The sequence below is a fragment of the Bacterioplanes sp. CLAM21 genome (assembly GCF_059641015.1).
In genome coordinates, this window is sequence record NZ_CM184929.1 from 2,508,383 (window position 1) to 2,529,828 (window position 21,446).

Here is a 21,446-nt window from a genome sequence, read left to right on the forward strand (position 1 = left end):
TGTGTTTTCATATCCAACTTCCTTGCAGCATCCACCATAAACCCCAACTGCTGGCCAAGTACCCTAGGGTTGCCAACGCCATCAGCCGATACCAGCCATCGAGGGGGGCCAAGCGTCGCTCTTCGCTGCTGGACAGCACATTGAGATAGGCCGAAGGGCAAACCACCTCCATTTCATCACTGGAGCGGATACGCTTGTACAATTGCTGACGAACATAGGCCAAACGTTTTGGCTGATCACGAAAGCAGCCACAAAAACCTAAGCGCATGGCGAATAAATACACAGCCGCGAGGTTTTGCTGCTGGTTATCCCAACTGCGCAGCCGCAATAAAGATGCCACGCCGGAAAAAAATCGTTCTCCGGCGTAGCTGCTACGGAAAATACGCTGCTCTAGTGGCAACTCTTGCCACAAGCTGCGACCCGGCCAATCGACATTGAAAATAAATAACTCGTCAGCCAGTGCCACCATGACAAACATCGCTTGCCGTACCAAACGGTACTCACGATCAGTGAGCACCTGGCGCAGCTGTTTACTGCAACGCTCAACCCAGCGCTGTAGCCTAAGAGCCACAGCCTCAGCCACCTCTTCATCACTCGGAGGGCGATTAATTTTCAACTCACGGCTGATATTTTCCTGCAGCTCGCGACTTTCTAGTTCCTGCTTGATGGTAACCACCTGCTGATAAAAGTGGCTCATCAAACGCACTGGGTCGCTGCTGCTGCATTGCTGTTGCAATACCGCCGAAGGCGTCCATTGATAAGAATTCATAAGCTACTCATGTGGCATATGCAGCAAGATAGCTGCCGGCTGCTGGTCAAACTGTTGCTCGCTGGTACAGGTAATCAGCAGCTTAGCTCCGGCACTGATTAGTGATTTATCGGCCTTGATCCTGAATAAAACATTGCCTTGAGCGGGTTCAATTTCACTGCGCTCGTCGCGCTCAATACGCTCTGCCTTGGCACCCAGTAGACGTCGTTGCATAAGCACTTTATGCATATTGGCCGACGCGATGCGGCTGGCTTTGAGCCATTGCACCAAACCGTCGGTTGAGACTTTGGCGCTGGGACGTAATTCAATTAACAAGTCCCGACCTTCCCAAGCCTTATCGAATTCCAAGGTGAAATAGCCACTGCGTTCTTCGTCGAAACTTAAGGTGGTGTAGTGCAAATTGACATGATTAATCTGCTGTTGCACGTAGCGGATGACCTGCATAAAACCAGGAAAAGCGTTGTCATGAATATAGGGCTTAAATGCCGGTGGAATCGCATTTGGATCAAGCTCACTAATGGGCCCAGCTAAACGCACCAAGCTTTGATACAGCTCAAACGGTGTGGTAGAGGGTGTGCTAGCAGCCAGCTCAAAACTGGCCAGCTCCTGCACCATAGCGCGTATCCAACGATGATGGCGCTGCGCAATATGTCGGCCTAAGTGTTCACCATCCTCGGATAAACCAGCCAGCTGGCGAGCTTTTTGTCGAATGGCTAAGGCTAATTGCGTACACCACTGCAGCAAGGTTTTACTGTTGTTATCACCACAGCGACGAAAAGCATCCGCTGATACGGCCAGCAGTGGCGGCGCATAATTCGCATCCAGTTGAATATTACCGCCTTCGGGCTTGACCACACGAAACAGTGGCAGGCCGACATAACGATTACTGACTTTATCACCACTTTGCAACGACAGACGTGGCACCAGCCTTGGCATCACCACTTCGTTGTCACCGGTGTTTTCATCTACCCTGGGGCGATCTTCACGGCTAACATAGCGCTGAATTTCTGAGCGGCCACTGGCACTACCGGGTACTTGAATAGGCACCGCCAGCTGAATGGTCACTGGCTCTTTATCCAGTGCCATGTCCAATTCCAGTTGTAAAGGCTCTTCAATAGAGCCGTGATAATCGACCAGCAATCCATCCGGCATAACCGCCACCAAATGGTTAATTAACACCTTGCCTTCTAATAATGCTGTGTCATCCAACTGTAACTGCGCGACCCCCCAATAATGAGGCTGCAATAACGACAAACGCTGGCGTAGCTGTTCTTCCCAATAGAGGTGATTTTGCTGGAAATGCTGTGGCGATAACAGCATGCCCTGATGCCAGCAAATAGGATTCGGTAAGCGTTTCAGTGCACCATCGTCATTGGCGGCACTGCGAACCAGGCTGCTTTGACCGGTTGATAAAATAGCCATAGTTTTAGTCCTCCTTGGTGATCGCAGTATTGACTTCAATGAGCTGATACTGATCACGAAGCAGACGGATTTTCAGGTGCTTAAACGGTGTAAGCTCGCTGACGTACTGGCCTTCACTGGCCAGATAATTAGCAAACAGCAAAATATTGGGCGCATCGTCATACTGCTTGGGCAGTGGCACTTGGTATTCCAGCGTTAACGGCACCACTTCGAACGCTGCCACTGAAATGGAGTTGGCGTAGCGCAACATCAGCTCCGCTTTACGCTCAAACCATTGAGGCCCAGTCAATTGATTGAGCAATTTGGCCACTTCTGGGTCTTTGACAAACACCAGATCCATGGCCGTGGCGATGTTACGGTTGCTATCCGCGTTGGCTTCTATATCCACCTGCAATAGTTCATTGGCATGTGGCTTAGGGGTATTGGAGGAACAGGCCTGCAATACCAGGATTAACACCATTAGACTGATTCGTTTCATGCGGCACTCTCCACCCAAAAACTCACTTCGACTTCATCGCCTTGCAGGCTATGTTGGAATTCACTCGATGCAGGCTCGAGTGATACTGGTAAAAAAGCGGTTAGACCCAATGACATATCAGGGCCAACCTGTGGCCCTTGCCCCAGGCGTAAATCGGGTATTTGCGCCTGTGGGCAAAATAAACTGACACGACAGTCATAGTGGCAATCACTAATACGCTTCAATAAATCCACCAGCCGCTGGTGATCTTCACCGCCAGGGATTAATTGTTGCAGCCTTGACCAATCCACCGGGCCGATAACAAAACGTACGCCTTTGTGTTGATCCCAGGCAAAGCGACCGAGCATCGTATCCATACCTAGATAACAGCCCTGTTGCTGTCCCAAATAACACACATCCTGCGGATCGAGGGTCAGCCAACCGCCCTGTAAATGTTCCATGTCGCGCAAATTCAATCCAAGTGAGAACAGCAATAAATGGCGCACTATCGGCAGTGACATACGGCAGTTGGCAAATAATCCAGCCAGTGCTAGATCATCATCGACATCCTCTGCAGTGCCCTGATTGCCTGCCAAGGCCAATAAAAACTCACCGCTACTGCTGTGCTCAGCGGGCGTATCAATTAACGTTGGGCACTGGTCTCTGTGGACTAAATAGCGCAACGCCAGCATGCGCTGGTTAAACAACTGCAGAAAGTCCAGCATGGCACGGTCGCCCTGCTCTTGCAGATCACGCAACCATTCAACAAAGGGTTCAGGTAATGGGCCATCAGGGGCTATGAGTCCGCCATGGATGGCCGTCAGCTGACTGGGCTGTTGGGGTTCATAATTAAGGTGACGCACTTCGCCCGGCGGAAAATCAGAATCCAGTGATAAACCAAAATGAATGTATTGATCGAGCTGCTTTAGCCACTGCTGGTCATCAACGGCGAGAACATCGCTATTTTTGTCACCATTAGCCGCCGTCAACAATAAGCGCACCAGCTGTAGGAAATCCCAGCCGACACTCTTGCTTTGCAATAATGTGCTTACAGAATGACCTGTTCGCCAATACGCGGATGCCATTGCTTCCACACTCCTTCTCGTTGATAGCTCAATAGTTGTAACTGCACAAAATGGTTGGGCGTGGTGTAAAGACCCAAAAAATGGCTGAGGGTTTGTGCCAATAGCAAGGGGTTGGCCCCTTCGAAACAATGCTCATCCAGCGTCAAACTGATATGAGTACCGCGATAATGGCCGCGCCAAGCATCTGGCCCCAAACATTTGACCGACGCACGGGCAGTGACTGCCACCATGCCTTCTATTTGCTTGGCATGGGAGGGGTTCATAGGATCACTGTATAGGGTTAACAGCTGTTGCAAGCGACGTAACACCTGCTCTGAATCACCACTGACTAAAGAGCGTAGGTTTAGGTGCAACTGTGATAACAACTGCACCATAGATTGACCTTGCAAGCGCGCCGGTTTAAATAGCGTTGGCCGCGTCACAATTTGCGCATCTTGCATGGCACCAGCGCCAATCAATTGCATGCGATCGCCAATACGCAGTGATTCCACTAGGTTTCGGTTACTGCATAAGCCATTCACACTTAGTGTTTGGTCTATCGGGCTGGCGGGACACAAGGTTTGATCCTGCAGCGAAATCAAGGTGTCACAACCGTGTGTGGCGGGCGATATAGTCGGCGCCAACCGCGTTAAATAACGCAATTGATGACGTGGCGAAAATGCCCCCGCCCCACCCAACCAAGGCTCTGCCTGACGTATAGCACCATCTGCCGACAACACTTTGACTTCATCCAGACTGTGCACTTCGCTCTGACCATACTGACGTTCATCGGCCAACAAGCGATATTCATACTGACTTTGATCGAGCTGTACCGGCTTAAAGGTCGCTGGAAAAAGATTGATGGCCGGAAAACTATTGATCGACAAGCTGGTTTTATCGATGGCTGGCAAGGTATCGAGCCTATCGAGAAATAACAGCAGCTCAAATTCATCGGTAATATGCTGAGACTCAAGGCCAGTCACTTCAAAAAAGTAATACTTTTCTGGGAAGAAAAAATATTCTTGTAATAACCGATAACCTTCATGACTACCCTCATGCTGCGGTAGCACATTGTGCCGCCGGTCAAATCCTAACCAGTCGACATCGGCCTGAGTTAACGGAAAGTAGTCTTGCCCGACACGCAAAGCCGCGCCACCAAAGTGATTGCTCAGCAGCTGATGTAAAGGTGAGCGCAGCTCGGTTTTATTAATAAAAAAACGTAACCGCTCAAGTGGATATTCGTAAATCGGATCGGTGCCATTACTGCGAATTTGAATCGACAGCACTCCCTGCACATCTGGCCTGCGATCCAGAAAAGGAAAAATATTTTTGGGCTTGGTGGCTATGTCGACAATCTCAAAAGGCCATAATGGGGTGTCGTAACAGCACTGCATGCGACACGAGACCTTTTTTTGATCAAGGCCGTCGCCTAAACGCCTGGACTTACTGTGGGCATTAAAGATCCGCCCCTTGTCGAGCTGATAGCCATTAATAAAGCTAGCACCGTCAGTCAGTACATTAGCTTGCATCACGGTCATGCTGGGAATGGAACGAATCAGATTTGGGTACAAACTGAGCAGTAAGTGATTCGGCATTTGATAACGCTGGCGCTGCATATCTGCGCGTAAGCGTCCCGTTAGCCAGGCAAACGACTGCAGTAACTGCTCAACATGAGGGTCGGCAGAATGACCAGCGCTAAGCCTCAGCTCTGAAGCCACTGACGGGTAGGCATCGCTAAAGGCCTCCACCGATTGCCTCAGTGCCTGCAGCTCTTGCTGAAACGACTGAATGTCTGCGCTCATGTTTGCCTCAAATCCTGCACATCAGAAAAAAAACAATTCTTCAATGGGGCCTTGCTCGGTATGTAGTACCAACTGACAGCTGGCTTGCAGTGCATGGGCATGAATGGTTTTCACCTCCACATCGCTAAGCCTTGGCTCCAATGCCAACAATTGCTGGCGAATTAACTGGCGAAAATGCAAATGCGCGCTGCTGTCCCCCGCATATTGCTCAAGTAGTTCGGGAATACCGAAGGCAGTAACGTATGAACCGGTGCCATCCTTGGCATAGCGATAGCAACGCGTCGTCAATATGCGCTGAACCTGCTGGCAGATAGACTGCTTTGAGTCCTGGCGGTGACAGCGGCTATCGAGTTTTTCTAATAACGTCCGGTTCATCGTTGTGCCTGCAATAACTACAAGGTATACGAGCCTGGTGCGATAGGTCGGTTGCGAACCACACTCCAGCCAGTCGCCACATGACCTTTGTTCTCCAGGCCAGGACCTTGTAAGCAATGCACCCAGGAAATTTCGGTAAAGTTCAATTTAAACTGCTCTGTCGCCATATCATTGGGGTGCGACTGAAACTGAATTTCACTGATCAATACCTGGGTTAGCTCAAATTGCATCAACAGGTTGAGGCGATCACCCGAGTTACGCAGCACATGAATGCGGCAAGGCGCACCGCTGGCATCCAGCAATTTGGCTTTCAGACAGTGCTCGTACAGTTTAGGAGAAGTAACATCAACGTATTTCACGCAGGTAAAGTCGGAAATAATGGGACGACCAGAGGTGCGAGCGCTGTTGCTCACATCCGTGGTGACCTGTTGTTGAATGCCTTGGTTGATCGACACCAGTTCGACACATTTACTGGCATCAAAGCCTAGGTTGCCAGGGTTAGCGGTCACGGCTTGCCAATCGGCCGAACTTTCATCGAGGCCGTCAATCAAAGAACCACCAGCAGCGACGTCATTGCCTTTTGGTTTGGTTAAGGCAGCATCGCCCAGTTCTAACAAAATAAGATCCATATCATGCTCCAGATTGCATTAATAATTGCGCTAAGCCTAACCAGGAATGTCGGCCACTAAACGAATCGATGTGGACAACTCTTCCAGTTGGAAATGCGGTTTCAGAAACACAATGGCCTTGTATGAGCCTGGTTTCCCGGGCACATCGGTCACATCAATGCGTGCTTCTCGCAGTGGATATCGGGCTTTGATTTCATTGGCAGCGCCATCGTCAATCAGCACGTAGTTGGCAATCCAGGTGTTGAGATAAGCGGAAACATTGTCTTTGGTTAAAAACGAGCCAATTTTGTCGCGCATAATCACCTTGATGTAATGGGCAAAACGCGAGGCGTTAAGGACATACGGCAACATAGCGGAGGTACGCGCATTGGCGTTGGCTTCATCGGTGTTGTATTTCTTCGGATTGTTGGTGGTCTGGCCACCAAAGAACGCAGCTTTATCCGTGCCTTTGCAGTGCAAAATGGCCATAAAGCCCAAATCGTTCAGTTCTTTTTCACGACGGTCGGTAATAGCAACCTGGGTCGGACAGGTTAAACGCACATCACCGGCCGAGGTTTTAAAGGTATGAGCCGGCAAGCCTTCAACCAAACCACCACCTTCAACGCCACGAATAGCCGCTAGCCAGCCGTGTTTTGAAAAAGCATTAGTAATTCGCTGACCGAGAATAAAGGCAGGGTTTCCCCATAAGTAGCGACTGGCGTCGGTACCATCCACATCTTCTTTAAAGTCAAAGCCATCGACCACCACGGTTTCAGGCCCGTAAGGCAAGCGTATGAGTACCTTAGGCAGAGTTAATGACACATAACGTGAGTCTTCGCTATCGCGAAAACTGCGCCACTTAATAAGCTCAGCACTTTCGAAGATCTTTGACAAATCACGTGGTTGCGACAGGCGGAAATAATCCTGCAGGTCGAACAACTTGGCGTATGCAGCACTAATAAATGGCGCATGAGCCGCTGCGGCGACACCAGAGATTTTCTCCAACAATTCAATATCTTCTGGATGACGGCCAAACTCATAGTCGCCCAGCAGCACACTGAATGGGTCACCACCGTAGGTACCAAACTCTTCTTCGTATACTTTTTTAAACAGAGCGCTTTGGTCAAATTCGGATGCTTTTTGCAAGTCTTTGAGCAAATCGCGCTTAGAAACGTTCAGCAGGCGGAGTTTAAGGTGAGTGCTAGTCTCTGTATTCATGACTAGGTAATGCAAGCCCCGCCAGGAAGACTCCAGCTGCTGGAAGCCTGGTTCATGCATTACGATATTGATTTGCTGGGTCAGCAGGTTATCAATTTCAGAAATGCGATCATTCATGCGATCAGCAGCATCGCCACTTTTCTGCGTGCTCTTTTCTGACAAAATATCGAGAGCAAACTGGCCGATCAACGCCAGCGCATAAGAACGCTGTGACTCGTCTAACACCATGCCGCCTTCGTCCATCAACTTTTTCATAAAGTCGCTGGGCTCAACTGTCGACAAATCTTCTGCGCCGTCGTACACCGCGCTGACTTCTTTTTGCAGGGCTTCGTCGTCAAGTAGCTGGGTCATTAAATCATCAAGTGCGTCATTACCATCCAGCTTGGCGAGGAAATCACGCAAGTGAATACGCCCTTGGTAAAGTTTGGCAGTGACCGGGATACGCTGTACCAGCTCTAGTGGACCAAATTGGTCAACACCCGTAAAAAACAGCTCAATATTGGTGGTGGCATCGTCTTTATCCGCCATGACATCTTTTACTTTCATGGTCAGGCGCGGATTAATGCCTTCCATGACTGAGTCAAAGTTGTCACGGTCGATGTCTACGAAATCACGTTCCTTTAACGGTGGCAGTGGATCTTTTGGGTTACCGGACAAGTCAGCTAAAACGCCGACAATCAGTGGTAGTTCGCGCTGGACAATCGCATTGCCGATTTCCACGTCATAAGTGATGTGGACCCTTGGCGATCTAACCCTGGATAGTTTCTTTTGTACACTTTCCAAAATTATTTCCTCACAATATTAATATGACAGTTGGCTTCGTCTTAATGACGAGCAGTCGGTTGTTTGTCCGCGCATTTAAAGAAGCCACCCCCGACTTCCTCCACCACGCCTTTATCAAGCAAGATTTCTAGAGCATTTTGTACTGAGAAGGCGGATTCATGGATTTTTTGTTCCGTTATCCACCAACGTCGTATGCCTTCAAAGCTATCCATGGCATTGGGATGAGCTTGCAGGTAGTTCTCTATTAACCTGGCGACATAAAGACTGTGGTCGTTTTGGTTGTGTTCGCTCACGTGGGCACCATCACTGAATTCGAGGAAGTAAACTGGTACTGCATTTGGGCATTTAGCAATGGCGATGCCAATTAATGGTGTGCCGATAAAATCCGTTTGAACTTGACCTAAAAAACAATATCTGACCAATAATCCATCAAAAAAGGCGACAAATTTGACGCAGCTGGGTGGTTATTTACCGGGTGCTTTTTGTGTGGCCATGCACTTCTTCGATTGCAATAAAAAACTAAGGTCAGGATGACATATCGACCGGGATATCAGTGTGGGTGCTGTTTGACCCACCGGGTCAAATGCACCCCGTACAAATATCAGCCGCTTACCAGTCGTTAGTGTGAAAATTATCTTTTTCCATGGTATTGGCAAGCTTGTCTGCTAGCCTCGCTTAGCTGGCATTGAACTTGCCATTAACTTAGTCAAACGTCGTTTTATAGACCCAAGTGATATTGAGATGGGTCAGCCTGGTCATCATGCTAGGCGTATATATTTTCCTAAAACGGATGTCGTAGCAGATTTCATGGAGGACGCTCAGTTGCTCTCAGATTCTTCAGTTCGCACCTTCTCGCAATCACCCGTAGCAGAAGGTTTGCCACCCGATCCCATGAAAACCGACGATCGCTGGCCCACCGCCCAGCTGCATATGGTGGGACAATCCGCTCAGCTAAAGCAGGCATTATCGAGCATTCAGATTCAAGCCCAGTACGATGCGCCAGTGCTGATTACTGGCGAAACCGGTACCGGTAAGGAGCTGGCAGCGCGGGGCTTGCATTATTGCGGGGATCGCGCTGGCTATCCTTTTGTGGCAGTAAACTGCGCCACGCTAACCACAGAATTATTTGCCAGCGAACTGTTTGGCCATAAACGTGGCGCCTTTACCGATGCTAGGCAGGAGAAGCGAGGCCTGTTGGTAGAAGCCGATAAAGGGACATTGTTTTTAGATGAGATTGATAGTTTATCACTCACCTCTCAGGCTTCTTTATTACGTTTTTTGCAGGAATCTGAATTCCGTCCAGTAGGCTCAGAAAAGACCTTTACCTCATCGGCACGGCTGATCGCTTCCTCTAACTGCGATTTGCTGCAACGAGTTGAGCAAGGGTTATTCCGGCGTGACCTGTATTACCGGCTGTATATTCTTGCGGTACACATGCCACCTTTACGGCAACGTCGCCAAGATATTCCCTTGCTGATCAACCACTTTCTTAATCAGTTTGCCAGCCAGTATCAAATGCCGACGAAGTCGGTCTCCCCTGCGTTGATTTCTCAGCTGGTCACATTACCCTGGCATGGCAATGTGCGTGAACTGGAAAATAGCCTGCATCGACTGTTTTTACTCACCCCTGGCCAGGTCATTGATATTGAGCACTGGCAACCTGAGTTGACCAATACGCCATTGGATCGAATATCGATGTCCGATGAGGGGTCAGAGCTGCCAGCCACCACCGCTTGTGAATTGACTTTTGCAGACCAAACCCGCTTTAACTTTTCCGATGACAAACGCCAGGCCATTGAACAGTTTGAGCGTCACTATGTAGTCCACTTACTGGAACTGGCCGATGGCAATATCACCCGTGCTGCGGCCATGTGTGGCAAAGATCGACGCGCCTTTGGCAAGCTAGTGAAAAAATACGACGTTAAAAAGGTCATCATCACTACCGAGTAAAGCGTCGTACGCGTATTCCTGTTATCGCTGTGCTGGGCTGCAGATTCACTGACAGTGCAGCCGCTGCCGTCCGCCATGGCAACACAAATGGTCCTGAGCGCGGGGCATAAAGCCCCACACCGGCCACGGCCAGCTGTTACCTTTGTTGTTACCTTGCTGGCCCATCTAAGTTTTGCACCACAAGCCTTGCTGTAACCACGACGTTGACAGTAAATCCTTCATCATGCATGGGATTTTGCCCACTCATCAGTTAGACTTCGCCGCCTTTTCAAAGTGACAAACAGAAGACAGCAACAGACGATGAGCGACTTTAGTGTTGGCCAGCGCTGGATCAGTGAAGCAGAGACTGATCTAGGACTGGGTTTGATCCAAAGTGTCGACTTTCGCATGGTTACCGTGTACTTCCCGGTAATTGATGAGAGCCGCACCTATGCCCGCCAGAACTCCCCTCTTAGCCGTGTGATCTTTAAAGTAGGCGATCAGGTGCCTCTGCAGGATGGCAGCGTGATGACGGTGGCAGAACTGGATGAGCAAAATGACATTGTCTTTTACGGCGATGGCGAACGTGTCGTTCCTGAAACGCATTTAAGCGGCAGTATTCAGCTAAACCGTCCGGTTGACCGTCTGTTTTCCGGTCAGATCGACCGCAACAATTTATACGAACTGCGTCAGGTGGCGCTGCAGCAACTAGGCAAATTACGCCAGAGACCATTTTACGGTCTGCTGGGTGCACGAACCAGTTTATTGCCTCATCAGCTATATATCGCTGAGCAAGCCACCCAAGACAGCTTGCCACGGGTATTGTTGGCCGACGAAGTAGGCTTAGGTAAAACCATTGAAGCCGGTTTAATGCTGCATCGCTTATTACTGCAGCAGCGCCTACAGCGGGTGTTGATTCTGGTGCCAGATCATCTGGTGCATCAGTGGCTGGTGGAGATGATTCGCCGCTTTAACTTGCGCTTTAGTGTGATCAATCATGGCTCGCTGGCCGATGGCGACGATATGTTTGCTGGCGGCCAGCTGTTTATTTGCCCGGTATCGCTGGCCGATCAAGAGGTGTTACAGCAAGCCGCGTTAAGCAGCCCATGGGACATGCTGATTGTTGACGAAGCGCACCATTTACAGTGGAGTGAAGAACAGCAAGACAGCGCCTATACCCTGGTAGAAAGTTTGGCCTGTCGTACCGCGGGTGTGATGCTGCTGACGGCTACACCAGAACAGCTGGGGGTGGAAGGCCATTTTGCCCGCCTGCGCCTGCTCGACCCAGAGCGCTACCCGTCTTTAGGTAAATTCCTGCAAGAGCAGCAGGCCTATCAGCCGATTGCTGATCTAGCCGCTGCCTTATGTGGCGATGAGCCACTGACGTCGGAGCAGCAGCAAGCACTGAGCGATAAGTTGCCAGACCTGGCCGACAGCGACAGTCGCGATCGTCAATTAGAGGCCCTTATCGACCGCTTTGGCCCGGGCCGGGCGCTGTATCGCAACACCCGCCACGGTGTCAGCGGCTTCCCCCAGCGTCAAACCAGCATCTGTGAGCTGCCAGCCGCAGAATTTGCTGAAAATCATAGCCTCGATGATCTAGTGCCAGAAAAGGGCAAGCTTAACTGGTGTGGAAAAGATTCTCGCGTACAGTGGCTAACCGAGTTGTTAGCAGCGACTGACAAAGAAAAAGTCATTCTGATTTGTCACTCCGCCCAAACCGTGCTCGATCTAGAAGAGCACCTGTGGGATCAATATGCCCTACCAGCGGCGGTGTTCCATGAACATATGGATCTGGTTGAGCGCGACCGCGCTGCTGCCTACTTTGCCGACCACGAGCAAGGTGCGAGGGTATTACTGTGTTCAGAAATTGGAAGCGAAGGTCGTAACTTCCAGTTTGCCCATCACCTAGTGCTGTTTGATCTGCCCTTTAACTGCGATTTGCTTGAGCAACGCATTGGTCGCCTCGATCGCATTGGTCAAAAACACGATATTCAGATTCATATTCCTGTGTATCAAGGTCATATTAGCCAGCGCTGGGCGACCTTATTGCAGCAGGGTTTTGATTTATTCCGAGCACCGAATCCCGCTGCCCAGCCGCTACTAGAGCAACAGCGTGATAATATTCGCGAGGCTCTGTTAAGCGATGGTGACTTAGAGCCACTGCTGGAGGATATTGCTGCCCAGCGTGAAGCATTACTGGCACAGCTGGAATCGGGCCGTGACCGCTTATTAGAAATGCACTCCTGTCGCCCGGGCAAAGCCAAGTCCTTGGCGCGCGATATGACCATTACCCATATCGAAGACGAAGCCGAGCTGAACGATTTTCTTGAATTGTTTGCCGATGCCTTTGGTGTTGAAATCACCGATCTAGGCGGCGAGTGCTTTACCGTGGCGCCGGGTGATCATATGCAAGTACCGGATATGCCGCACTTGCCCGCCGATGGTTTTATGGCAACCACCAGCCGTGAGGTGGCACTGTCACGCGACGACGTACAGTTTTTAAGCTGGGAACACCCCTTTATTGACCAAGCGTTGGAGCTGATTTTAACCAGCCCTAGTGGCAATGCGGCGGTGGGCTATATCGAAGATCATCCGCACGATACCGGCGATGTGTTTTTACAGCTGCAATTTGTTGCCAGCTGCCCAGCGCCACGCGCGTTGCAGGTCGAGCGCTACTTACCGCCTAATGCCATGCATTTGATGATGACGCCAGCCGGCGACCTGAAGGTCAATGAGCCAGAGGCGCTGCCAGGCTTTGCCCTGCCGCTGAAAAAAGGCACTGCTCGCGGCCTGATTGAGCAGCGTACGGCAGAAATCGAGCCTTTGCTGCTGAAACTGGAAAAAATGGGTGCCGCCCAGCTGGACAAAATGGTGTTGGTGGCCAAGCGCAAAGCCGAAGAAGCCTACCAAGATCGCCTTGCCCGATTGGATTCATTGGCACAGCATAACGCTAACATTTCCCCAATGATGTTAGACACTGTTCGCCAAGAACGTGATGCGGTATTGGCAGCCATCGATGAATCGCAGCTATTGCTGGATTCGGTACGTTTGGTGTTTTGCGGCTAACGGCAGTTGCCGCTAGCCGCGAGCAATGCTCCAAAGTGCTTTTAATAAGAACCCGGCTATGCCGGGTTTTTATTAATCCCAGGTGGGGATGGCCTTAGAGTCCAATAGTAGATGTGCTTTGAATATCAAGCTGATAATCACCTGCAATCGTCTATCACTCAGCAACTGGCTTTCGGCTACGATCATGTTCGGTCAAAGAACTCACCATTTACGGTATAACTCCAGTGACACCCAGCGAAAGTTGCATTTGGGCATTGACTGCATTCACCTGCTGGTAAACGCTGCCTTTTGACGGGGTGATAACTGGCTGGTATGTGTGTAATAGCCTCAGCTATATAATATGCGCAAAACAACAATATAGTTGCTAGTGGGAAGTTTTGAGATGATGCAGGCACAACTCATCTAGCATAACAATATGTGCTAACGAATCAAATGCGGCATTTATATGAGCTCGATAAAAAAGGCATGCGAGTCTAGCAGCACTGCAGAAAAGATCGATATCGACCTTAGACTCATTACCTGCCAAGTAAACTACAAGCTTTGCATGCTCTTCTTCACCATCAGTAAGAAGGAAATCTACATGCCATTCATCACCAATATACGCAAGTTCGCCTTCTACTAGTTCCAGTATAAACACCTCCAGCTTCTCAGTTCTCATAACCTCCCATAGCGAGCTACTTATTTGAGTTAGATGGTATTGGGGGTATTCACAATTCAAAACATCGACAAACAAGCTTTCAATGGATTTGTGCCATGCAGAATACATCTCATGTTCCACTGACAATGAAGACATGTTAAACCCAATTAGATGACAATTTGAATAATCATGGCATATCCACGTACGACTAGAAACTGCTCTAGTGTTTAAGCCTTTACCATCCTTCCCGCTAGCCACTCATCTAACGTTTCTGCCACTACCAGCGGATGATCCAAGGTCTGTGACTGTGGATGTTCGCCAACTTTTTCGGTGTAGGCCAGCAAGTCAATGGCATCAAACAGGGTATCGTCCTGCATCTCTTGCGCGTAGTTTAAGGCCTCGTCATTGCTCATATGGGCACGCTGATAGCCCATGACCGATGCATATCTATTCGCCGCTTCAATAATGTTAAAAGCCTCTGGCCCCAATAAGGTCAGACGACGATTGTAGAGAGTGGCTTGCTGATAGCTCTGTACCACCGCCTGTGCGAAGTCATTGGCCGATAGCCAATGGAGCGGCTGGCTAGCTTCACCCAGGGTCGTGACTGTGTTGTCTTGCTGCAGCAAGTCTAGGGTTTCAAAAAACCAGCTGGGCAAATAAACCATGTAGTTCTCCCCACTTTTTTTAAGCAACTCTTCCGCCTCGAGCTTGGCCTTAGTGTCCGTGCGAAAATCATTTTGCCGATAGGCGGTTGCCGTCGAAATCATGCTAATAAGCTGAGTCTTAGCGTTTTTAGCCTGCAATATGGCTGCTGTGCCCTGCACATGATGCTTATGATAGGTCTGTGGTGAATTGCCACTGAGATTAATATGAATGGCATCCACATCCGCTAACGCTTCCTGTAACTGTTGATGATTAAAGATATCAACATCACGAAATATCAGACTCAGTTCATCAGAAAAATGGGCTGCCGATGCTTGGGCATGGCGTGATATCACCACGACGCGATAGCCCGCCTTGGCAAACTGTTCACTCACTGGCTTGCCCAGCATGCCTGTTCCACCAATAACGGCGACGGTGTTAATCATATTCTGCTCCCTCTTGTTTAGATTATTTGCTAACACCGGGGCAGTCTAACGCTGGATGATTGGCGCAATAATGGGTTAAAGTGACTTTCAGATTCTCAAATATGATCGAATGAGGCAGGCATTATTTGGATATTCAAGCGGGATTATGGTTTGTCACTGTGGCTAGATTGGGCTCATTTAGCGGCGCCGCCACCGAGCTAGGTCAACCTGCCAGCACCATCAGCCGCCGTATTGCCCAGCTGGAAAAAGACATCGGTCGGCAATTGCTGGTGCGCAATACACGCAATATGCGCCTAACGGCTGCGGGCAAAGAGCTGCAAGCCTTGATGAGTCATTTGGATCGTGAGTATCTGACGGTGCTCGACTGGGTCAATAGTCAGGGAGAGGTGTCGGGTAAATTCCGACTCACGGCACCGCATCAATTTATTGAGTTCCCGCTAACGGATTGGTTGATTGAATATCAGCAATATTATCCGCAATTGGTGATTGAGGTCGTCGGCAGTAACGAATATCTGGATTTTTATCAGCACCGTATTGATTTGGCCTTTCGCCAAGGTCCTTTACCTGACTCTGGCTTACATCAACGACGCATATTTAGCCTTGAATATGGCTTATTTGCTTCACCAGAGTATCTAAAACGCCAAGCATATTCAGACAGTTTTGACTGGCTAACACAGCAACGCACCATTGGCATAGGCGCACAAGGCAAACGTTTTCCTTGGCTATTAACTCGGAAGAATAAACCCACCCAATACTCACCGACGCCCAATATCTTGCTGGAATCACCGAACCAGGGGGTAAAGGCAGCACTGTCTGGACTCGGCGTGGTGTATACCAGCACACATAATGTTTATCAGGCCATAGAGGAAGGAGCACTGACACCCGTCTGCCCATCACTGTGGCCTGAACCAATTGGCTTTTATATGGTGTATGACGAAAGCCGCTATAAATCTAAAGTTTTGCAAACCTTTATGGACTTTGCTGAGAGCAAAGTCAGAGAGTTGCATTTGCTGCCGGGAATTGTTGCATAACCGCATCATTAGCCTGCTGCAAGCTTTAACAACACAGGCTATCAAAATACAATATATCTAATCGTCGGGACGGAGCTGCTCTGTCACCGGCAACTGGTAATTTAGATGCATGAGGGCAGCGATAACGAGCCCGCCCTTCTCTAAGCGGTGCTGCTGGCCTAGCTACCGGATTATTCAACAAGCCTTGTGAGTTGCTCGACAAAGAACACTGAATAAAAACAGCCGACTTCAGCAGCAAAGTTCTCAATCGCGGCAACAATTCATGCCATTTAAACAATGGTTTTAAATAAAGACTCGATAACCAGCTTCCAACCATCAACCAAGATGAACACCAACAACTTAATGGGCAAAGAGATAACCAGCGGTGGCAACATGATCATACCGACCGACATCAGCACGCTAGCCACAACGATGTCAATCAGCAAAAACGGTATTAAAATCAAGAAGCCTATTTCGAAAGCAATGCGAAGTTCACTGAGCATGTACGCAGGAACCAAAGTAAAGATGCTGGTTGCCTCCGATTCTTTCGCCTCAGTGATTTCCATGACAAAGGCTAAATCGTCAGCGCGTACCCGAGATGATATTTGCTCCATTAGCAGTGACTTCATCTCAGTGGCGGCCTCTATATCGGACATTTCACCCGCCGTCACTGCCGGATAAATCTGCTCATCAAAGTGCACTATCAATGGCTTCATGGACAGCACCGTCAGCATGAGTGATATGCAAATAATGACAATATTGGGCGGGGTGTTTTGTAACCCTAAGGCCTGGCGTAACATGGATAGCACGATCACAATTCGAGTGAAAGCCGTCATAGTCACCAAAAAAACCGGAAAAACACCCAGCAGCGCAAAAGCAAAAAACAGCTTTAACGGTTCTGACACGCTACTGTCGCCCAATGCAGCAAAATCGAACATAACTAACCTTTTATTTAAATAGTCCGTACAGCTCTTCTAGCATTTCAGAAGCAACGGACAGCGACTGAGAAGCCGCTTGGTAGCCTTTCTGATAATCTAAAATGCGCTCGTACTCTGCCGACTGATCAACATTAGCGCCTTCGACATAACCCTGGCGAAAGCGACCATCGCTATGTTTCTGTAGGCCACTGGTAGAGGATAGTTCGAAATAGCGACGCCCCTCTTGCAAGCGCTGAGATTCTGGCAAGGTATAGATGTCGACCGAGCCAATAACAACAGACTCACCATTGTCGTATTGAGCGGTGGCCGCTCCGTCGGAGGCGATGGCTAATCGGCTAAATTGGCCTTCTGCCGTGCCATTGTGCTCCACTGCTACCTTATTTTGCTGCCCTTCGCCTGACACAACATCAACTTCAAGGTCCAACGTAATTTGATGAGCACTGGCTTGATCACCATCGACTTTGAGTCGCCCAATATCATCACTGCTGCCATTACTGTATTTAGCCGTCAGAGTGCCATCAGCAGCCAAAGAGAGCCCTGACAGCTGAGTTTCATCGGCGCCGTCCATATGTGAGACTGCCACGGTAGATTCAGGCACATCAGAGGTGGATAGCGCCCCATACTGATCATCAAAAAAACCAAGTTTGACGTCGGTGCCCGCAACATTGATTAAAAATGAGCGACTAATGGGAGAAACAGCCCCCCCTTGCAAAAACACCAGGCTCTTACCGGATGTCAGGATTTCACCTGTGTCGGAGTTCTTTACCGCAAATGACCATTCTTCATCGGATACTTTCTGAAATTCAAAATCCAGGTTCACGACTTGAGCATCAGCAGAGCGAAATTCAGCAGAACTAACAGAAAGGGTCTCGCCCACTACAGCACTTTTAGGCAGCACTCCACTAAAATAGATTTCACTGGTAGGCTGAGCCGGCGATGTTAAAACACTATCTGCGTCAATAGTGATGGGCTTGCCATCGCTGTCCGTAAACAGCAAGGGCTTATTGTCGAGGGTGATTTTTTCACCGGCCGTTAAGCGCAGAGCACCGGTGGTCAGCGAAGTATCCCCACCCTCTACTGCCAAGTGAAAACCTTCCTCCTCGACACTCACCGTAAACGCATCTGTTGCCGCATCAAAGGTGTCGACAGACTGCTCAGCGATGATGTCCGACGCATCTCCGGGGCGTGCGGTCAGCGACATGTTAAAATCTTGCAGTGACAATTTGTCATCCGTCAAAGTCAGCGCTGTTGATGCAAGCAGTTGATCTTCGACGTACGCTTCTAAGGTCCAGACTGGGCCCGTTTCTTCAGTACTGACATTGACCTCTGTATCGCCTGCCGGGTCGGCACCGTTTGTCGCATCGGTGGCTTCATCATTGTCTGCTTCAGCAGCCGAGTCATTTGGCTCTGCTTCGACTTTAACCAACTTAAACTCAAGTTTGGGGTAGTCCTCAAACGGCCAGCGAGCATCATCACCGAGTTCAAACGTTACGTCGCCATCATCCAGCACCTGACCGGAAATCGATACCTTCGATGTCAAACTGCCTGGATGAGAAGACTGACTATCCACGGTAATCGCTCTGCCCAACGACGACAGCAGCGCGTAACCACTGTCGTTATCAATCAGCTGTCCATCATCCGCCAAGCGAAATTGAGCCGAACTGGTCAAGGCATAGTCGCCTTTGCCATTGCCTAACAACATAAAGCCTTCGTCAGCAATGGCCAAATCTGTTGCCGTGCCGGTAAATTCTAACTCGCCATTACGCGTATCAATTCGCAATGGCGATTCAACGCCATTAACATGATCTTGAAAGCTATAATCCGAGCGCTTATAGCCATTTTGCTCTGAATACGAAATATTACGAGAGGAGTTTTCCATCGCCTGCGAAAACTCGGACATGGAACTGTAAGCTTGTGACAACAGATTAATGTACGACATTATCGAATCATCGTGATTTGCGACAGACGAACCGCATTTAAGAACTCGCCATCAGACGTTTTCAGCGTCAGCTGAGGCGCATTGGAAGAGGTGTCGACTGAAGATACGGTTGCCGTCAACACCTCGCCATTAGACGATCGCATCTCAACATCCTTGCCCAGTAGCTGTACGGCATATTGACTCTCATAAGCACTGGACAACTGCTGCAGTTGATTACTGACTTGCTCTAACAATGACAGCTGGCTAAAACTAGACAATTGCGCAATCATTTCTTTGTTATCGACCGGGTCGGTCGGATCCTGAGAAGATAACTCCGACACCATAAGATTCAAATAATCAGAAAAATCCAGCGCTGGTGCACTGTATTCCTGGGCAGCGCCCAAGCTGTTGATAGCAGACACTTCCATCGATTATTTCCCGTTTATCACAATACGTGTAATGTTTTTGAAGACGGTCTTCATATAGGCAATCCAATTCAAGCGGTCGACAGTATCCAGATTTTCATCAACCCCCATGTAAGCCACTTGTTCACCGTTGTCTTTTTTAACCAATAGCAGCCGCTGCTGGTGACGACTAACGGAGCTTTCAGTCAGTGCCGTTGGGCTTATCGAAGCGCTAGCCTCGAACGCCCTGGGAGCTGTTATCGACTGGCGATATGCCGTTGGGGCATCCAGCAATTTAAGCGTAGTGCTTTGCATTGCAAGGGGTCGAATCACCGATGTAGTTAAACGATCACTACTGGCCTCGGGTTTCACCTCGGCTGAACGGGGTGCTGTCGCCACCTGCTGAGCACTGTCTGATGCAGACGTCGTTAACGTCGGATTCAACAGCGCATCAAATTGCATTGTAGGCCCAGGTTTGCCGGCCGCATCGACCAACTGCAACAGTTGTAAATGCTGCTGTGTCGCCAATTGGGCAGAGCCTGAATCAGCACCCAACGGCGTCATCATTGCGCTGCCCCTGCTGTCGCAGCAGCTGGGATCAAGGCTTCAACTGCTAAAGCATCACCGCGTTTGGCATTCATGCCGAGCGACTGGCTCACCAATCGCTCAATCGCGGCGATGGATTTTTTCGAGGTGTATTCAGGTAGCAGGATACCAACGCTGATGCGCTCGATGCTCATTCCAGCAGTACTTTCCGTTACCAGCGCAGTGGATACGGCATAATCTTTTTCCGTCACTTCGCTCTCGCCGCCAGATTCTTCGCCACTGCTGGTGTCTTTATCTTTTTGCTGACGCAAGCGCTGCAATACCGCTCCACCTTTGCCATCCCCCTGGGTACGACGTTCCTCAGTCACCTGCCGCTCAGACAAAGCCACCGTCACTTGCACAGAAAACTGCTCGGCGCGGTAGAGGGTCAACAGTAACTGTTCCACCTTGCTCTGCATTTGTTTTTCTAGGGCTGCCGATACGGAAAAAATAGCAGGCAAGTGACTGCTGTCTGATGCCATGCTTTCGCCGTCAATAAAAACACTGATATTGTCATCCGTGATGCCATTAACCACAGATTTAACCAGCGCTTTGACAGAGCGAGTAATAACCCCAGGCGCGGCCGCTTCAGTGCCATTTAAATACACGGAAGCACGGGCATTTGACACAAGTTTGCCGAGGCGATTTCTTTCCTCCAACGATACATGTGCTCGAACACCGTCAACGCCATCAAAGGTGCGCACCGTGTTTTCGATTTCACCCTGAATGGCACGGGTCAAAAATATCCGCCGAGTGGCGTCAGAGACGCCAATATTGTCAGATTCAAAAATGCCGTAACCCACGGACTCAGCAGGCGCAGCCAACAAAGGACTGATAGCGTCTGCAACCCGGTTATAATCAGCTGTCGCTAACTCAATACCTTTATCGGCAGAGGTGCTGAAGTCAACGCCCTGTTCTTCTAGTACTTTTATCAAGGCGTCTCGCTGGATACCGTCAGCATTCACCGACACCGAATCAGCCGATGCCAGAAAAATCGCGTACACCGCCAACAATAAAACAAATATCAAACCGACAGCCAATGCCAGTAGAGCCATGGGCTGTTCTTTAATTCGTGCAGTGTTCATACTAGATTTGCATCCTCAGAACCTTATCCAGACCGTCGGTAAAACGATCACGTACTTCTGCCAATAGCTCCATCTTCGATTGAGCCGACGACAGGTCGATCATCACTTGATGAAGACTAATGTCTTCGCCAGCGTAATATGCCTGTACAGATTGCTCAGCCTGTTGCAGCGAGTCGTTGACACCGGCCAAATAGGAACTGAAACTCGGCTGTTGTGGCTGAATTGATGCGGGCGCCTGTGTCGCCAGCATGTCTCCGGCAACTGCTTGAATGCCTTCTATCATAT

General features: G+C 49.6%; 20 protein-coding genes. 3 read left to right on the forward strand and 17 right to left on the reverse strand.

Going from position 1 to position 21,446, the window contains the following annotated elements; translation table 11 throughout:
• Nucleotides 1-7: 7 nt before the first annotated feature.
• The 9 genes from AC55FS_RS11600 to AC55FS_RS11640 form a co-directional block, all read right to left on the reverse strand.
• Nucleotides 8-769 carry a DotU family type IV/VI secretion system protein gene (locus AC55FS_RS11600; protein ID WP_496932412.1) on the reverse strand — a complete coding sequence of 254 codons (762 nt, stop codon included), beginning with the start codon at nucleotides 767-769 and terminating at the stop codon, nucleotides 8-10.
• A gap of 3 nt (nucleotides 770-772) precedes the next feature.
• Complete coding sequence (tssK, locus tag AC55FS_RS11605; RefSeq protein WP_496932413.1) at nucleotides 773-2,191, reverse strand: type VI secretion system baseplate subunit TssK; 1,419 nt, start codon at nucleotides 2,189-2,191, stop codon at nucleotides 773-775.
• 4 nt (nucleotides 2,192-2,195) lie between these two features.
• Entirely contained in the window at nucleotides 2,196-2,669 is a 474-nt protein-coding gene (locus AC55FS_RS11610) for a hypothetical protein (RefSeq protein WP_496932414.1), read from the reverse strand.
• Entirely contained in the window at nucleotides 2,666-3,733 is a 1,068-nt protein-coding gene (gene tssG / locus AC55FS_RS11615) for a type VI secretion system baseplate subunit TssG (protein ID WP_496932415.1), read from the reverse strand. Before tssG ends, AC55FS_RS11610 begins: the two co-directional genes overlap by 4 nt.
• Complete coding sequence (gene tssF, locus AC55FS_RS11620; protein ID WP_496932416.1) at nucleotides 3,697-5,514, reverse strand: type VI secretion system baseplate subunit TssF; 1,818 nt, start codon at nucleotides 5,512-5,514, stop codon at nucleotides 3,697-3,699. Before tssF ends, tssG begins: the two co-directional genes overlap by 37 nt.
• A 21-nt stretch (nucleotides 5,515-5,535) precedes the next feature.
• Complete coding sequence (locus tag AC55FS_RS11625; RefSeq protein WP_496932417.1) at nucleotides 5,536-5,889, reverse strand: GPW/gp25 family protein; 354 nt, start codon at nucleotides 5,887-5,889, stop codon at nucleotides 5,536-5,538.
• Nucleotides 5,890-5,906: 17 nt separating this feature from the next.
• A complete protein-coding gene (locus tag AC55FS_RS11630) occupies nucleotides 5,907-6,518 on the reverse strand; it encodes a type VI secretion system tube protein Hcp (RefSeq protein ID WP_496932418.1) in 612 nt (203 codons plus the stop codon).
• Nucleotides 6,519-6,554: 36 nt separating this feature from the next.
• A complete protein-coding gene (tssC, locus tag AC55FS_RS11635) occupies nucleotides 6,555-8,435 on the reverse strand; it encodes a type VI secretion system contractile sheath large subunit (protein WP_496932419.1) in 1,881 nt (626 codons plus the stop codon).
• Nucleotides 8,436-8,539: 104 nt separating this feature from the next.
• Nucleotides 8,540-8,920: a hypothetical protein gene (locus tag AC55FS_RS11640; protein WP_496932420.1), complete on the reverse strand. Its 381-nt coding sequence runs from the start codon at nucleotides 8,918-8,920 to the stop codon at nucleotides 8,540-8,542.
• A gap of 385 nt (nucleotides 8,921-9,305) precedes the next feature.
• Between AC55FS_RS11640 and AC55FS_RS11645 the strand changes: the two genes are divergently transcribed.
• On the forward strand, nucleotides 9,306-10,448 hold the full coding sequence (locus AC55FS_RS11645) for a sigma-54 interaction domain-containing protein (RefSeq protein WP_496932421.1): 1,143 nt from the start codon (nucleotides 9,306-9,308) through the stop codon (nucleotides 10,446-10,448).
• Nucleotides 10,449-10,748: 300 nt separating this feature from the next.
• The gene (gene rapA, locus AC55FS_RS11650) at nucleotides 10,749-13,496 is read left to right on the forward strand and encodes an RNA polymerase-associated protein RapA (protein WP_496932422.1); all 2,748 of its coding nucleotides are present in this window, start codon (nucleotides 10,749-10,751) and stop codon (nucleotides 13,494-13,496) included.
• 364 nt (nucleotides 13,497-13,860) lie between these two features.
• Here rapA and AC55FS_RS11655 read toward each other — a convergent pair whose 3' ends face one another.
• Together AC55FS_RS11655 and AC55FS_RS11660 are read right to left on the reverse strand one after the other, a co-directional pair.
• Nucleotides 13,861-14,289, reverse strand: coding sequence for a hypothetical protein (locus AC55FS_RS11655; RefSeq protein WP_496932423.1), 429 nt, complete (start codon nucleotides 14,287-14,289; stop codon nucleotides 13,861-13,863).
• Nucleotides 14,290-14,360: 71 nt separating this feature from the next.
• Entirely contained in the window at nucleotides 14,361-15,221 is an 861-nt protein-coding gene (locus AC55FS_RS11660; protein ID WP_496932424.1) for an SDR family oxidoreductase, read from the reverse strand.
• A gap of 158 nt (nucleotides 15,222-15,379) precedes the next feature.
• Between AC55FS_RS11660 and AC55FS_RS11665 the strand changes: the two genes are divergently transcribed.
• On the forward strand, nucleotides 15,380-16,252 hold the full coding sequence (locus AC55FS_RS11665) for a LysR family transcriptional regulator (protein WP_496932425.1): 873 nt from the start codon (nucleotides 15,380-15,382) through the stop codon (nucleotides 16,250-16,252).
• Nucleotides 16,253-16,521: 269 nt separating this feature from the next.
• Here AC55FS_RS11665 and AC55FS_RS11670 read toward each other — a convergent pair whose 3' ends face one another.
• Genes AC55FS_RS11670 through fliE form a run of 6 tightly spaced genes read right to left on the reverse strand, consistent with a single transcriptional unit; the run spans nucleotide 16,522 to nucleotide 21,444 of the window.
• Nucleotides 16,522-17,169 (reverse strand): flagellar biosynthetic protein FliP, encoded by a 648-nt coding sequence (locus tag AC55FS_RS11670; protein ID WP_496932426.1) that lies wholly within the window; start codon nucleotides 17,167-17,169, stop codon nucleotides 16,522-16,524.
• 10 nt (nucleotides 17,170-17,179) lie between these two features.
• Nucleotides 17,180-19,108, reverse strand: a complete 1,929-nt coding sequence (locus AC55FS_RS11675; protein ID WP_496932427.1) for a flagellar basal body rod C-terminal domain-containing protein — start codon at nucleotides 19,106-19,108, stop codon at nucleotides 17,180-17,182.
• Nucleotides 19,108-19,515: a flagellar hook capping FlgD N-terminal domain-containing protein gene (locus AC55FS_RS11680; protein WP_496932428.1), complete on the reverse strand. Its 408-nt coding sequence runs from the start codon at nucleotides 19,513-19,515 to the stop codon at nucleotides 19,108-19,110. The genes AC55FS_RS11675 and AC55FS_RS11680 overlap by 1 nt, the downstream gene beginning before the upstream one ends.
• Before the next feature lie 3 nt (nucleotides 19,516-19,518).
• Nucleotides 19,519-20,058 (reverse strand): hypothetical protein, encoded by a 540-nt coding sequence (locus AC55FS_RS11685; protein WP_496932429.1) that lies wholly within the window; start codon nucleotides 20,056-20,058, stop codon nucleotides 19,519-19,521.
• A complete protein-coding gene (locus AC55FS_RS11690; protein ID WP_496932430.1) occupies nucleotides 20,055-21,161 on the reverse strand; it encodes a flagellar M-ring protein FliF C-terminal domain-containing protein in 1,107 nt (368 codons plus the stop codon). The genes AC55FS_RS11685 and AC55FS_RS11690 overlap by 4 nt, the downstream gene beginning before the upstream one ends.
• 1 nt (nucleotide 21,162) lies before the next feature.
• Nucleotides 21,163-21,444 (reverse strand): flagellar hook-basal body complex protein FliE, encoded by a 282-nt coding sequence (fliE, locus tag AC55FS_RS11695; protein WP_496932431.1) that lies wholly within the window; start codon nucleotides 21,442-21,444, stop codon nucleotides 21,163-21,165.
• Between the last annotated feature and the right edge of the window lie 2 nt (nucleotides 21,445-21,446).